The sequence below is a fragment of the Pontibacter beigongshangensis genome, assembly GCF_014332515.1.
In the GTDB taxonomy this organism is placed as follows: domain Bacteria; phylum Bacteroidota; class Bacteroidia; order Cytophagales; family Hymenobacteraceae; genus Pontibacter; species Pontibacter beigongshangensis.
This window is the reverse complement of the sequence record NZ_VFSD01000010.1, coordinates 24,679-39,450: the sequence shown is the minus strand read 5'-3', so window position 1 is coordinate 39,450 and position 14,772 is coordinate 24,679. Positions and strand designations below refer to the sequence as shown.

Sequence of the window (14,772 nt, the reverse complement as noted above, 5' to 3'; positions counted from 1 at the left end):
CTTGTTTCAGGCTCCCACTATTTCAGCTGCGAGTGCCTTGTAGTCCTTCGCTCCGTTAGACGAAGCGTCGTAATCCAGCACACTTCTCCCAAACGATGGCGCCTCTGCCAGCTTCACGTTTAGCCGTATATGGCTTTCAAAAATTCTTTCTTTCACGTTTTCCTGCAGGTATTCCAGCACTTCCTGGCTCAGCTTGCGCCTGATATCAAACATCACCACTACGATTCCCTTTATTTTAAGTTTCGGGTTAAAAGCTTTTTTCACTTTCTCGATCGTGTTCAGGATCTGGTCCAGCCCCTGTAGCGTCAGCACCTCCATCTGGAGCGGAATGAGCACCTGCTGTGCGGCTGTCAGGGCGTTGAGTGTTAGCACCGACAGGGAGGGCGGGCAATCTATCAGGATATAGTCATAGCCCTTTACCTCTGCCAGCACCCTTTTCAGAAACTTCTCGCGTTCAGGCTGTGTCACCAGGGAAATCTCTACGTCTACCAGGTCATTAGATCCGGGCGCCACCCACATGCCGCCGGTTTCCACTAGTATATCGTTGATGTTTTTGCCTCCCAGCAGCACGTCGGCCAGGGTTCCGTCGGGATTTGTGACTGCCAGGGAGTAGGATAGGTTACTTTGCGGGTCCAGATCGATGAGCAGCACTTTTTTGCCAAGCTTGCTGAGTGCACTCCCCAGGTTAATAGTGGTAGTAGTTTTACCAGTGCCGCCCTTCTGGTTTATGACGGCCACAACCGTTGTCTTCATAAGATATGTAGTAGAAGTCTGAAGGCGATACTGCCTGTTCAGATGCTAAATCTATTAAATTTATACAGAAGCCGAAAGTTTTTATTCTTTTGAGTTGATGGCCATGGAACTAAAAGGGACCTAAAGAATGTGCTGCATATTGTGCAATAGCAGTGTTCCCTGATTAACATGGATATCTTCCCACTTTTCCAGCTCAAGCTTGATGGCCAGCACATTGGCCGGCTCCAGGTAAGCGATATGCTTGTTGAGCAGGTGGCGGGCGAGCTGCGTAATGCCGGGGTTATGCCCTATTATTAAGATAGTTTTTGCTTTCTCGGGCAGACTGCTGAGCGCCTCCAGCAACTTTGGTTCACCGGCATTATAAAGCTCCGGCACGTACATTATGTGCTGGTCGTCGTAGTATAGCTTGTCGGCCAGGATGAGCGCCGTAGCACTTGTGCGCTTAGAAGGGCTGGTAACGATAACGTCCACTTTACTGAAGTTGTCTCTGATCCAGTGGCCTGTCTGGTGCGCTTGCAGCACCCCGCTTTTAGTGAGCTCTCTTTCAAAATCCGGCCGTAATGAGAAATGTTCCACGGCCTCAGCGTGCCGGCAAATGAGTACTTGTCTTTGCATATAGTCGGTATAGTTGCTAATATTAAGGCTTGTTTGGATAGAGAACAACAAATTTGCACCTTTTGGCTAATGTTATACGTGGGCATTTGTTTTTGTTAGAAAAATTATTTGAACTTTAGGCAAATTCTGGCTGAAGCCGCCAGTAAGATAAAGGATGATAAAAAACTTAGTTATAGTAGAGTCGCCTGCCAAGGCAAAAACGATAGAAGGATATCTGGGTAAAGATTTTGTGGTGAAATCGAGTTTTGGACATGTGCGCGACTTGCCAAAAGGTAACAACGCCATTGATATCAAAAACGGGTTTAAGCCTACCTACGTAGTTTCAAGCGACAAGAAAGAAGTTATTGCCCAGCTCAGGAAATTAGCCAAAGAAGCCGAGATGGTCTGGCTGGCATCGGACGACGACCGCGAGGGAGAGGCCATCTCGTGGCACCTGACAGAGGCGCTGGATCTGAACCACCAGAAGACCCGCCGCATCGTTTTCCGGGAGATCACCAAAAATGCCATCCTGAACGCCATCAGCTCTCCCCGCGGCATAGACATGGACCTGGTAAACGCACAGCAGGCCCGTCGTATACTCGACAGGCTGGTGGGTTTTGAGCTCTCGCCGGTGCTCTGGAAAAAAATCAAGACCGGGCTTTCTGCCGGGCGGGTGCAGTCGGTGGCGGTGCGCCTGGTGGTGGAGCGTGAACGGGAGATTGAGCGCTTTAAGACAGAAGCCGCTTTCAGGGTTACGGCCAAATTTGATGTGCAGGGCAAGACCCTGGAGGCCGAACTTCCGGCCAAATTTAAAACGGAAGAAGAAGCGCAGGCTTTTCTGCAGCGCTGCCTGGGCGCCAGCTACACCATCGAGAACCTGGAGACCAAGCCGCTCAAACGCAGCCCGGCGCCTCCTTTTACGACCTCTACCCTGCAGCAGGAAGCCAGCCGCAAGCTATACTTTTCGGTGGCCCAGACCATGACGGTGGCCCAGCGCCTCTACGAAGCCGGTAAAATATCCTATATGCGTACCGACTCCCTGAACCTGTCGGACGAAGCCATACAAGGAGCCGCGAACGCTATTAAAAACTCGTTTGGCGAGCGATTTGTAAAAACACGAAAATTTAAGACCAAGACCCAGGGAGCACAGGAGGCGCACGAAGCCATCCGCCCTACCGACTTTTCGGCACTGGTTGGCAGCACCGACCGCAACGAGCAGCGCCTGTATGAGCTGATCTGGAAACGGGCCATTGCCTCGCAAATGGCCGACGCTGAGATCGAAAAAACCACCGCCTCCATTGCCATTGGCTTTACACAAGGCCCCAGCGACAGCAGCCGCCTGGTGGCTACCGGTGAGGTTATTAAATTCGAAGGATTCCTGAAAGTATACATAGAGTCGAAAGACGATGAGGATGCCGAAGCAGCCGATGACGACGTAAAAGGCATGTTGCCGCCGCTCAGCATAGGGCAGCAGCTGCAGTTGCGCCAGATGCAGGCCCTGGAGCGCTATTCCCGCCCGGCACCGCGCTACACGGAAGCCAGCCTGGTGAAGAAACTCGAAGAAATGGGCATCGGACGGCCGTCTACTTACGCGCCAACCATCTCTACGGTGCAGAAGCGCGGCTATGTGGAGAAAGACAGCCGCGAAGGGAAGGAGCGTAAATTCAGGGTGCTCACATTGCAAAACGACAATATTACATCGCAGACCAAGACTGAGATTACCGGCGCCGAAAAAAACAAGCTCTTCCCTACCGACACCGCCATGGTGGTGAATGACTTCCTGATTGAGCATTTCCCTACCGTAATCGACTATTCTTTCACGGCCAATGTAGAGGCTGAGTTCGATGAAATTGCGCAGGGGCATAAGGAATGGGAGAGCATGCTGGACAATTTCTATCAGAAATTCCACAAGCGCATCGAGTCGAGCGAGAATATTTCCAGGGCCGATGTGTCGGGTGCACGAGAACTTGGCACAGACCCAACTACCGGGAAAACCGTGCTTGCCAAACTTGGCCGCTTCGGGCCTTACGTGCAGTTAGGCGAGGAAGACCCGGAAACAGGTGCCAAACCGGTGTATGCCAGTCTGCGCAAAGGCCAGTTTATCGAAAGCCTTACGCTGGAAGATGCCCTGGAGCTCTTTAAGTTACCGCGCATAGTGGGCACCTTCGAAGACAAGGACATGACCGCTGCCATCGGGCGGTTCGGCCCCTACATCCGGCACAACAGCAAGTTCTATTCGCTGCCCAAAGCCATAGATCCGCTCACAGTTACGGCTGATGAAGCCGTTGCCCTGATTGAGGCCAAACGCAAGGCAGATGCGGAGAAGCTGATAAAGGAATTCCCGGAGAACCCCGATGTGCAGGTGCTGAACGGACGCTTCGGCCCTTACATTGTGGCCGGCAAAAAAAACGTAAAAATCCCGAAAGGCAAAGAGCCATCGGAACTGACACTGCAGGAGTGCCTGGATTTAGCGGAGGCCACGCCAGAGAAAAAAGGCCGCTTCGCCAAAAAAGCTGCCCCGGCCGCCGAGAAGAAAACAGCAGATAAGAAGACAACCGCCAAGAAACCGGCCGCTAAAAAGGCACCTGCTAAAACCACGAAAGCTGCCCCGAAGAAGAAATAGTAAAGAATCGCTCCAACAAAAAAGCCACCTGCCCCGGTGGCTTTTTTGTTGTTCTCAGGTGTAGCAGACAGAACTTTGGCCGTGAACTTGTAAGATTCTTTGAATGAAAATGGCCCTCGTGACGGATTTCTACTGCTGATGCTGTACCTCACCGACCTTTTACCTTTAAATTGATATTACTCCCTCCAATTCAAACCCGTAATTCTGGAACAAGCTACCCAGGCACAACCGTCTTGCACATATTAAATGACCAGCTTTGAGTGCAAAGATCTCGCAGCGTGCGCAGTTCCTGCGAGGTTTCGGCCACACCAGATTATTTGAATCAAAATGCCCCTCCGGAGGTTTCACTACTGCTGCTGCTGCTGCACACTGGCGCAGAAGTTCTCATTTGGGATCAGCAGCAGAAACGTCGGGAGGGGCGTTTTCATTAGAATAATTTGCTTAACAAAAAGGAGCAATAGAGCATAGGCTGCATCCGTGTCAGGAAGGTGCATCAGCAGAAATCCGTCTTCTTCTGGAGCAATACTCCCCGTTTTGCCGTATCTTTTGGCAGCACCTGTTAATTTTACAACATGAAAAAGAGATTAGTGGTTTTAACCGGAGCAGGCATCAGCGCAGAGAGCGGCATTGCCACCTTCAGAGACGCGGATGGCCTGTGGGAAGGGCACGATGTGATGGATGTCGCCTCGCCGCAAGGCTGGCGCAAAAACCCGGGGCTGGTGCTGAACTTCTATAACGAGCGCCGCAAAAATGCCCATTCCGCCAAACCCAATGCCGGGCATCTGGCGCTGGCAGACCTGGAAAAGGATTTCGAGGTGTGTATCATCACCCAAAACGTAGACGACCTGCACGAACGTGCCGGCTCCACCAACGTGGTACACCTGCACGGCAAACTGTTCGAAAGCCGCAGCACCCTCGACGAACGATTAGTTTACCAAATGGAAGGCTGGCAGCTGAACCTTGGCGACAAGTGCGAGCGAGGTTCTCAGCTGCGCCCCAACATTGTGTGGTTCGGGGAACCCGTACCCATGATGGAGAAAGCCATGGAAGAAACCTTTAAGGCCGACATCTTTCTGGTGGTGGGCACCTCGCTGCTCGTTTACCCGGCGGCAGGATTGGTAGATCTGGTGGGAGATGAAATCCCGGTTTTTGTAATAGATCCAAAACTGCCAAACGTCCGGAAGCGCCCCAACCTGCACCTCTACGAAGAGAAAGCCAGCACCGGCATGGAAAAGGTGGCGAAGCTGCTGAAGGAGCAGTATGTGGGGTAATAGTCAGCACCTTGATTAGAAGGATTATCCTGATTTACTTTAAATCGTACAGGGATCAAGTAAATCAGGATAATCCTTCCTTCCAATCAAGGTGCTGAAACAGGCACCCAGCCAGACTTGCCGGCAAAGATGTTTTGCAGCGTATACTGCTTCGCTTCTTTGGCTTTCAGTTGCCTGCCCCAACCTACTCTGCCTGAAGTGTCACCACCGGGGCCTTTGCTGTTGTATTCGGCGTAAAAGGCTGTCTTCTCATTTTCGGGGTTGCGCCAGTTGTCCCAGCCTTCCGGCCTGATGTGGCTGCCCATGTCGGTGTTGATGAACACGGTTTTGGCATTGGGCCGCCAGGGTCTGCCCAGAAAGACTTTGGTGGCTTCCGGGGCCGCAATTAGTTTACAGTCTATAAAAACAAAGCCATACTCCTGGCGGGGAGTGGTGGAGGCGGCTGTAATGTAGGAGTTAGAAAGGCTCTTGATCGTGCAGTTCTGGAAAACGGCCGTAGCCTCCCCAAAGATAAAATCGGTGGTGCCTTCTATAAAGCAGTCCTGGTAATATTGGCGGCTGTTTTCGGTGGCGGCATAAATGGTATCCTGGTTGCCGAGCAGGCGGCAGTTTTTGAGCACGGCTCTGTCGCCCTCCACGTGCAGGGCCACCCCCTGCCCCACTCGGCCTGCCGCGTTTTGTATCGTCAGGTTCTCGGCTTTAAAATCGTTGCCCTGCACCAGCACAGTGTAGGAGGTAAAGGTGCCGAACTTGTCCTTGCCAGACGGGTCTTTGCCCGGAAAGTCTTTGCCGGTGTGGTCGCTGTTGGTGATAATGGTGCCTTCAGCGCTTTCGCCGAGCAGATACACTTTTGTTTTCCAGGTGGGTATTACCAGTTTTTCGGCATACACCCCATTTTTTATATGGATGGTTACCTGCTGCTGCGACAGGTCACGCACGGCATTCACCGCTTCCTGAATGGTTCTAAAATCGCCGCTTCCGTCCTGGGCCACCGTAAAGGACGACGGGTAGGTTTGCGGCTGTGCCAGGGCAGGCGCCAGGGCCAGCAACAATAAAAATAAGGCTGTCAGTTTTCTCATTAGTTATTCTTTGCATTCGGGTTTACTATTCGGTCGGCCAGTTCCAGTTTCAGATTTCTGATGTCGGCCAGCACCAGCTGGGCCACTTTCCGGGCACCGAGCTCGCTAAAGTGCGTGTTGTCGTCTTTGCCTTCGGGGTAGTTGGGGTGCTCTCCTGGCTGCAGTTGCAGAAAAAGGAGCCTGGAGGCTTCTTCCCCAAACTGCTGGTACAGTTCCTGGCTCTTGCGGTCGAGGTCGATCAGAGGGGTTTTGGTTTCTTTGGCCACGCGGCGTACTATTTCAGCATACGTGTCGTGGGTGCCTTCTATTTTTCCGTTCGCATCGAACTTGCGGCGGGCCACCGGGGTGAGCAACACCGGGTTTCCTTTCTTGTTCCTGGTTTCTTTTATGAACCTGAGCAGGTTGGCGCGGAAGGCCTCCTGGGTGGTATAGCTCCTTTTGGTCGGCACCTCATCGTTGTGCCCGAACTGGATGAATACATAATCGCCCGGCTGCAGGCTGTCGGCTACAGGCAGCCACCGGTTCTCTTCAATAAACGTGCGGGTGCTGCGGCCGTTCATGGCCCGGTTGTCAACGGTCACGGTTTCATCAAAAAAGTACACAAAAGGCATTCCCCAGCCTGTTTCCGGGTATTTGTTGGTGGCTTTAATAGAGATGGTAGAGTCGCCGATCAGGTATACTTTTATAGCATTTTTCTCCCTGGGCAGGAAAGACATCAGCAGCAGGCTGAGTAAAACAAAGGAGGCGGCAAATAATCTTTTCATGGTAGGTGGGTTTTGGAGTTCTTTATTTGAATGACAGACCAGGTAACAGCGCAGCGAAACCGGGATGCAAACCAACCCGGTTCATCTGGAGCAACAACGGCAGCAGAAAGGCTCTCCTGGGGGACTTTTTCATTAGAATAATCGGTAATTAAGGGACTCGTGATAAACGTGTGTCTTTTAAACCTCCAAGTTGTAAACTTACGTGTGCTCCGCCAAATTAAAAATTCAAAATTAGAGATTATGCCAGATATGCTTTCCGGCAGCTTCACAGGCCTTACACCTTTCTAAGAATCAACGTGCAGAAGCATTAGTCTTTCTCAAAGATAAAGCTATAGATTTATAATAATAACAAAATGTATATATTCCCGCAACTATAGATTCATTTTGATAATTAAATTTCTTATTTTGGGAGTTAATTAGAAATATTGCATTTAATGAAGCCCCAGTTACTTAAAGTTACAACAGGAGCTACCCACTCTTTCAGCATCAGGCAGGACATGCTGGCCAATATCAACAACAGGTGGCATTACCATACGGAGCTTGAACTCATCCTATTCCATAAAGGCAGCGGCACGCAGTTTGTGGGAGACAGCGTGATGCGCTTTAACCCCGGCGACATGGTACTGGTAGGCGCCAACCTCCCGCATTACTGGCGGTTTGATGATGCCTATAACCACGGCGGCGAAAGCACCTCTGCCTATACCACCACCATTCATTTCACCGATTCTTTCTGGGGCGAAAAATTTCTGAGCCTGCCCGAAAACAACCAGATCAGGACTGTGCTCGACAGAGCCAGAAGAGGCATCTTTATTCCGGCCACGGCCAATACCAACATCAACTCTTATTTTGACCGCATGCGTGAGGCAGACGGCGCTTACAGGGTCATCGGCCTGATGGAGTGCCTGCTGGCCATTGCCGACTCGCCGCATGCCAGCACGCTCTCCTCTATCGGTTTTAAGCCCGACCTCTCCGATTCTGAAGCCGACCGGATCAATGCGCTTTATGAGTTCACCCTATCCAATTTCAAAAACAAAATTCAGCTGGAGACGGTGGCGGAGGTGGCCGGGCTGGTGCCAAACTCCTTCTGCCGGTACTTTAAATCCCGAACCGGCAAAACCTACTCCCAGTTTCTGACAGAGATCAGGATCGGCTACGCCTGCAAGCTGCTGATAGAAAACAGGCTCAGCGTAAAGCAGCTTTGCTTTGAAAGCGGCTTCAACAATTTTACCTGCTTCCATAAAAACTTTAAGCAGATAACCGGCAAAACGCCACAGGCTTATCAGAAAGAATATCTGAATTGCTGAGCAGCTGCCGTATCAGCAGCGAACTGCCTCTGGAGGGGCTTTTTCATTCAAATAATTTGGAGAATGTACCTATTGGTGTGGAGATCTGAGGAATTGGAGGTTTGAGAATGTTACCTGCTGGCTTGGGTGCAGAAGTAAATCAAAAAGATATAAAAATATAACGCCACCCAGTACAACACCAACCTGATTACCGGCTACAATAAGCCGTGCCTGGTGCAGAAGGCAAACCCGACCCTGGATGATTTCGCAATCGGCAAAGGCACTGACGGTTTGTTTGTGATGGTGGCAGAGGAAGAGAAGAACATCCGCCAGTGCCCAGGCGCAAATAACACCGGGATGCTTCCGAAAGGTTTTGGCGCCCGGAAGTAAGACCGGCAAACCACCTCCGAAGCGGACCGGACTTTAGAACGGCGGCTGCAGAGTAGCGATCGCTATTTTTTCACCCCCAGTGCCCGCAGCTCACTGTCTATTTTTTTGTTCCAGCGCTGCTGCTCCAGCGAGTCGAGGCTGTGGCGTGTTTCGCCGTCGTAGAGCTCCTGCATCCGGTTCATTTCGCGGTAGGCCTCCAGGTACTGGTACTGTATTTCGCTGTTGTAATTTTCTACGGTCAGGTTTTGGGGGGCTATTCTTTTCTTGAAGCGCTCGGCCACCAGTTTGGCAATATCGAAGTGCCGCTGCTCATGGTTCAGGGAGTAGTCATCGCGGGCCATCGGCTTTACCCACGAAGAGCTCTGCACCATAAATACGTTCAGTGTCACATCCAGGTGAATGATGCCGTTAACCACGCTGGTGTTGCCCTGGTAGCTGAAACCCGGAAACACGGAGGCGGCGTAGTGGCTGGCTTTGCGGGGTTGGCCGGTAAAGTCGTTCCAGGTGAGGGGCCGGTTTACGTGGTAATGCACCGTGTCGTCTATCACTATCTGAGGCTGCTCCAGAAAGTTTACCTGAATGCCTGTGGCCAGCTTCTCGCTACGCCCGGCTTCGTTGTTCATCCAGGTGTTCAGGTACTGCAGCCCACCGGCCAGCGACTGCCGCAGCGTTGGCTCCACCATGCCGCGCTGGCTGGCAGACCTGACATAACGCGCGCCGCCGCTGTACTCTACCAGCCGCACCCGGCCACTCTCCCGCTGCAGGTCGAAGGCCAGGCGCACCACTACCCTGCCGTTGATGCTGCCTTTCTCACCAGGCGTTTCGCGCACCATACACTCCTGCAGCCTGATAACCACGGGGCGCAGCTTCCTGTTTTGGGGCAGGCTCAGCTTCACAAACTCTTTGATGGCAGGCAGCTCCCCTCCCTGCAGGTTCACTGGCTGCACCGTGGCTCCGGCAGGCAACACAGCTACAGCAGGAAACAGGTAAGCCACCGCTTTCCGGTCTTTGCGCTCATCAATGACATCGGCAATATAAAACTCCTGCGGCGTAAACGGCAGGCGCTCTGCCCGCAGCACCAGCGGCTCTGCCACCTTGTGCAGGGCCGGCTTAGCCGATCGCTGGCCAGATGAACTCATCAGCGCGAGCACCAGCACCAGCACCAGCACCCCCAGGCTCCTGAAAGATCTTCGCAGCCCTACCCGCACCAGCTCCACCCGAAGGCCGGCCCTTACTTTACCTGACAAAATATGCATGCTAACCTGATATTTAGACGAATTTCTCCCCTGGAGAAAGGCTGCTGACAATACGCCTCACCTCCCCTAAACATTTGCGCCTGGTATTCGGTTCGGTATATTTTCAGCTTTAGTCAATTTTAATGAGGAGAGGCAGGTTGGCAATCAGCACCTGTTGCGGCAGCGCACTGGCCGTTGTAATGCGTCCGGCGGCAAGGGTGCATATCTCTTTCAGTTACCGGAACGTAAACCCAAGCGAGTTTATGGCAGGTCTGCTTCTTTGCCCGGCCGGAATATAAAGAATTCCTGATGAAAATAACCCTACTCTTGCTTTGCCTGCTACTGCTTCTGCCACTGGCGCAGGCCCAGCAGCTGGTCATGGATAAGCTGACTGAGCTGGCTGAAGAACTCAAAGAGAACTCCGGGCTGCTGAACCTGAACGGCACCCTTATTACCCACCACGATTCGGACGGAGAGGCCAGCCTTTTTGAAATAGACCCGCAGACAGGGGCCGTGACCCGCACCGTTGCGGTTACAAACGCTGAGAACCAGGATTGGGAAGACATTGCGCAGGACCAGCAGTACATTTACATCGGCGACATTGGCAACAACACCGGCAGCCGCACAGATCTTAAGATTTACCGCATCCGGAAGAGCGCCTATGCCGGCAGCAGCAACACCGTGACGGCTGAAGTTATTGCATACAGCTACCCCGACCAGACAGACTTTAGCCCCAGCACGATCACCCATTTTGATGCGGAGGCCCTTATGGTACTTAACGACAGCCTGTACATTTTTACGAAGAACTGGGAGAACGGGCGGAGTGCCTTGTATTCGCTGCCCAAAACGCCGGGCTCTTACCAGGGTAAAAAAATAGGCGAATTCGATACGCAGGGGCTCGTGACCGGTGGCACCTACAACGCCGCCAAAGAGGAAATTATGCTGATCGGCTACACTCCCTTACAGGCCTTTGCCTTCCGGATAAGTGGGTTTTCCGGGAATAATGTCATGCAGGGTACAACCGAAAGGTTTGAACTTGTCCTGGGGCTGAGCTCACAGATAGAAGGAATCTGCCCCAGCAACGACAATGGCTATTTTATCTCTTCCGAAGGAAATTTGGGCTCTGTGGCTACCCTGTACCATCTCTCCTTCGGCACCACCACCAGGTCCGACGCGGCCATACCAGAGCCCCCACTCCTGCTGTACCCTAACCCCGCCAGGGAGTGGCTGCAGGTGCAGCACGATAAAAAGGTGCTGACAGAGATTTTTGATGCTGCCGGAAGAAAACATATATCAACCAGCCACTCCCGGATTAACCTGGCGCACCTTCGGCGGGGAATATACCTGGTAAGGGTAATCCAGGAGAACGGAGAACTGGTAAAAACAGAGAAGGTGCTGATCGAATAGCCGCTTTTGCCTTTTTATATCCATCATACATTTTTAACCACTACCAATTTTTCTAATAAAACTGCCCCTCCGGAATGCCTGCTGCTGCTGCTATCTCACAAATCCCAGTCGCTGGCCATCGGTGCCTTAAGCGCTCGGAGCCTCTACCATGCAACAAAACAGCAAGAGGGCACCGGAAAAAGCAGCAGCAAAGACAGTTGGAACCTTCTATATAACTGCATTGCTATAGCAATACCCCAAAATATGGTATTCACTCAAATTATTCTAATGAAAAATGACCTCAAGAGGCTTTTCTGCTGCTATTGCCGCCGCAATACCCCCTCTATTTGTCGTAATTTCACTTGAGTTATTTGCCTGACTATAAGTATGTTTGTAAGGCAAAACAAACAGAAAATAATTATGGCCACAAAAATATTTATCAACCTACCGGTAAAAGACCTCAACAGATCTAAAGAATTCTTCACCAAGCTTGGGTTCGGGTTTAACGAGCAGTTTACCGACGAGAAAGCGGCCTGCCTCGTTATCGGAGAGAATCTTTTTTCGATGCTCCTGACCGAGCCCTTCTTTAAAGGTTTTACTAAAAAAGAAATTGCAGATGCCTCTAAGAGCACCGAAGTCCTGATTGCCATCGATGTGGAAAGCCGTGAGAAAGTAGACGAAATGGTGAGCAAGGCCGTAGCTGCAGGCGGCTCGGTGTATATGGACCCGCAGGACCATGGCTGGATGTACCAGCATAGCTTTGCCGACCCCGACGGCCACCAATGGGAAGTGATGTACATGGATGAAAGCGCCATTCCGCAAGGATAAAACAACAGTAACTTGCTCTAAATTTCTACCATCCGCTAAGCCTTTTCTGGTTTATAGGATGGTGGTTTTGCTTATAAGACTATTTTTTGGCTGAATTAATCCAATCAAATTGCCCCTCCGGAGCTCCAGAACTCCTGACTGCTACTGCCGAAAAAACCGAGAGCCTAATTTCTGACATCTAAATTCGGGATTAGGGGCCGCTCCCAAAAATCCTTCGTAAATTGCGGGACCGGTTGTGCTGCAGCAGACAGCGCGACGCCGGCTAACCAAACCGCTACTAACCCATGAAATACCGTGCGATCTGTACCGATATAGATGGTACCCTGCTTGACAGCCGTAGGGAGCTCTCGCCCAGAACCATTGCCACTTTCCAAAAACTCGACAAAGACATTCCGGTTATTCTGGCCTCCTCGCGCATGCCCAGCGCCCTCCGGCACCTGCAGCAGGAACTCGGCATCCTGGACCACCCCATGATCTGTTTCAATGGCGGCTATGTGCTTATTTACGAAGGAAATGCCACGGCGCCCATCGTAGTAGATACCGTAGAAATACCTGTCTCTATCTGCACCGATATTCTGCTGAGAGCCCGCAGCACCGACATCCATGTAAGCCTGTATGTGGAGGACCTGTGGTATGCCCCGCAGCAGGACCAATGGACAGAGCGGGAAGAAAGGATTACCAAAGTATCGCCGACCATTACTGAACTCGATGCCTTGCTTGGAGGCTGGCAGGAAACCAACACCGGCGCCCACAAAGTCATGTGCATGGGTCCCGAAGAAGAGATCAGCGTCATGCAGGAAGCCCTGGAGCGGACATACGGTGAGCAGCTGCATATTTACCGGTCTAAAGAAACGTACCTCGAAATTGCGCCCCGCTCCATCTCCAAAGCCACCGCCCTCAAAATGATCCTGAAAGACCGCTTCGACATACCCATGGAAGAAGTGGTAGCTTTTGGCGACAATTACAACGACATCGAAATGCTGCAAGCCGTAGGAATGGGCATAGCCGTAGGTAACGCCCGGGACGAAGTAAAGGCTGTAGCCGACGAAATTACCCTCGACAGCAAAGAGGATGGTGTAGCCGTAGCCGTCGAAAAATATTTTCTTTCAAAGTAAAGTAGAGGCAATAAGAGCCTGTTAGGAATTTAGATCTGGTGATGATGGCTGCTCCTGCCCCACAGGAATTTTTCAGGGTTAATCGTACTGCTTCAGAAATAAAAGCTGAAATATTCCGGCAATTTTTCCCGGCCTGGTGCCGCCTGCAGTCACTGGCCCCAGAAGCTGAGGCGCTGGTTTACGTAGATTTACTGGCGGTAGAACAGGTGCAGCAGGAACCTGATGCACAACAGGAGCAGGTGCGCCTCTTCAGCAATATTGAACCGAATCAGCCGCTAAGGCTATTTTTTGGTGCCACCTCCAGACTGGAGCAGGACATACTGAAGCAACAATCCGCAATTCCGGTTTCTGAAAACGGACTGCCTTACCCAACCCTGCTTCTGCAGGAGCCGGAGAACCAACTGCCCCTTTCCGAACTACTGGCTTCTGGTTATCCGGCCCTGGTAGTTTCTGATCCGTTGGCAACGCCCTACGCGCAGCAGCTGTTTCTGGAAAGCAGCAAAACCCAAAGTGCGGATCTGCTGCTGTTGCTGCACCCTAAAAAGCTTCGGGCAGCATTTACAGGCAAGAAAACACCAGCCATCATAACGGAGCTTTTCAGTACCAGGCTAGCTGCCATCCAGGATTTTTGCAGAAGGGAGAAAAGTGCGCAGGGGCAGGAAGCTTACCTGGTTACGCAGTTGGGAGAACTGCTTCGGGAGCAGGGGCGCTTTACCCTGGACTTCCGGGTAGATGCGCCAGACAAAGACCAGACCAGCCTGTACCTGCTGTTCGCCTCCAGGTCGGTGCCCGTGTACAAAGCCTTTAAAGCCATACTGCTGCCTTACTCTGACTACCAGCAGGATGGTGTGCCGCTGTTTGGCGCTAACCTGAAGCAGGTGCAGCAACTTGCCTTGTTCCCGGAGCAGCTCCGGTACTCGGTGCAGAAGCTAGCAGAAGATCTTGCCCAAAACGCCAGCCAGTACAATTATAAAACCATCGAGAAGATCGCCGAAGACCATCACCCCGGCACCCATTATATCAAAGAGAACTACCGCCTGGCAATCGAAAAGCTGCGCGACCAGGGCAAAGCAGAAATCCTGAACCCCAAAACCCTGCAAACTGTCCGCAAAGCCACCCTGGCCTCTCCTGTAAAATTTAAACAGCAGGAAAAGTAGCGGCGGCACCAACAGCAAAGCCACCGGAGCTCATCTTGTAGGGAAAGACAAGGCTTCTGTTTCTTGGATTATGCGCTCTTTCCTATCACTGCCTTTCCAGAAGGGGCCAATGCAGCTTGTTATAGATCAATTCTTTTAAGCTGTATCCGTAAGGAACCTTTGGTACGAGCGGCAAGCGCGCACCAGCGACCTGCTTTTTCCTACAAGATGAGCTCCGGAGGGGCCATTTGATTAGAATAATTTTGGTTGATAGTTAGTTGTCAATTGCTGATTGTTGTTTAGTTGCTGTTGGTG

At 51.8% G+C, this 14,772-nt stretch carries 12 protein-coding genes and 1 pseudogene; 8 read left to right on the top strand and 5 right to left on the bottom strand.

The window, feature by feature from the left end; genetic code table 11:
- Positions 1-6: 6 nt before the first annotated feature.
- Positions 7-753 carry a ParA family protein gene (locus FJM74_RS09830; RefSeq protein ID WP_187262431.1) on the bottom strand — a complete coding sequence of 249 codons (747 nt, stop codon included), beginning with the start codon at positions 751-753 and terminating at the stop codon, positions 7-9.
- Positions 754-873: 120 nt separating this feature from the next.
- Positions 874-1,368, bottom strand: coding sequence for a SixA phosphatase family protein (locus tag FJM74_RS09825; RefSeq protein ID WP_187262430.1), 495 nt, complete (start codon positions 1,366-1,368; stop codon positions 874-876).
- A gap of 154 nt (positions 1,369-1,522) precedes the next feature.
- Between FJM74_RS09825 and topA the strand changes: the two genes are divergently transcribed.
- Both topA and FJM74_RS09815 read left to right on the top strand, forming a co-directional pair.
- A complete protein-coding gene (topA, locus tag FJM74_RS09820; protein ID WP_187262429.1) occupies positions 1,523-3,970 on the top strand; it encodes a type I DNA topoisomerase in 2,448 nt (815 codons plus the stop codon).
- 572 nt (positions 3,971-4,542) lie between these two features.
- The gene (locus FJM74_RS09815) at positions 4,543-5,241 is read left to right on the top strand and encodes an SIR2 family NAD-dependent protein deacylase (RefSeq protein WP_187262428.1); all 699 of its coding nucleotides are present in this window, start codon (positions 4,543-4,545) and stop codon (positions 5,239-5,241) included.
- Between the two features lie 86 nt (positions 5,242-5,327).
- Here the strand turns inward: FJM74_RS09815 and FJM74_RS09810 are convergent, their stop codons facing one another.
- On the bottom strand, positions 5,328-6,320 hold the full coding sequence (locus tag FJM74_RS09810; protein ID WP_187262427.1) for a pectinesterase family protein: 993 nt from the start codon (positions 6,318-6,320) through the stop codon (positions 5,328-5,330).
- Positions 6,320-7,084 carry a rhamnogalacturonan acetylesterase gene (locus FJM74_RS09805; protein WP_187262426.1) on the bottom strand — a complete coding sequence of 255 codons (765 nt, stop codon included), beginning with the start codon at positions 7,082-7,084 and terminating at the stop codon, positions 6,320-6,322. Before FJM74_RS09805 ends, FJM74_RS09810 begins: the two co-directional genes overlap by 1 nt.
- A 434-nt stretch (positions 7,085-7,518) precedes the next feature.
- Here FJM74_RS09805 and FJM74_RS09800 point away from each other — a divergent pair, with 434 nt between their 5' ends.
- Positions 7,519-8,388: an AraC family transcriptional regulator gene (locus tag FJM74_RS09800; RefSeq protein ID WP_187262425.1), complete on the top strand. Its 870-nt coding sequence runs from the start codon at positions 7,519-7,521 to the stop codon at positions 8,386-8,388.
- A 171-nt stretch (positions 8,389-8,559) separates the two neighbouring features.
- A pseudogene (locus FJM74_RS09795) lies at positions 8,560-8,757 on the top strand (DUF4197 family protein); the annotation flags it as partial.
- A gap of 62 nt (positions 8,758-8,819) precedes the next feature.
- On the opposite strand, the gene FJM74_RS09790 reads toward FJM74_RS09795, so the two are convergent.
- Positions 8,820-10,013 (bottom strand): hypothetical protein, encoded by a 1,194-nt coding sequence (locus FJM74_RS09790; RefSeq protein ID WP_241739047.1) that lies wholly within the window; start codon positions 10,011-10,013, stop codon positions 8,820-8,822.
- A gap of 288 nt (positions 10,014-10,301) precedes the next feature.
- On the opposite strand from FJM74_RS09790, the gene FJM74_RS09785 reads away from it, so the two are divergent.
- The 4 genes from FJM74_RS09785 (at position 10,302) to FJM74_RS09770 (ending at position 14,478) form a co-directional block, all read left to right on the top strand.
- Entirely contained in the window at positions 10,302-11,399 is a 1,098-nt protein-coding gene (locus FJM74_RS09785) for a T9SS type A sorting domain-containing protein (protein ID WP_187262424.1), read from the top strand.
- 399 nt (positions 11,400-11,798) lie between these two features.
- Positions 11,799-12,206, top strand: a complete 408-nt coding sequence (locus FJM74_RS09780; RefSeq protein WP_187262423.1) for a VOC family protein — start codon at positions 11,799-11,801, stop codon at positions 12,204-12,206.
- A gap of 284 nt (positions 12,207-12,490) precedes the next feature.
- On the top strand, positions 12,491-13,321 hold the full coding sequence (locus FJM74_RS09775) for a Cof-type HAD-IIB family hydrolase (RefSeq protein WP_187262422.1): 831 nt from the start codon (positions 12,491-12,493) through the stop codon (positions 13,319-13,321).
- Between the two features lie 41 nt (positions 13,322-13,362).
- A complete protein-coding gene (locus FJM74_RS09770; RefSeq protein WP_187262421.1) occupies positions 13,363-14,478 on the top strand; it encodes a hypothetical protein in 1,116 nt (371 codons plus the stop codon).
- Positions 14,479-14,772: the final 294 nt, after the last annotated feature.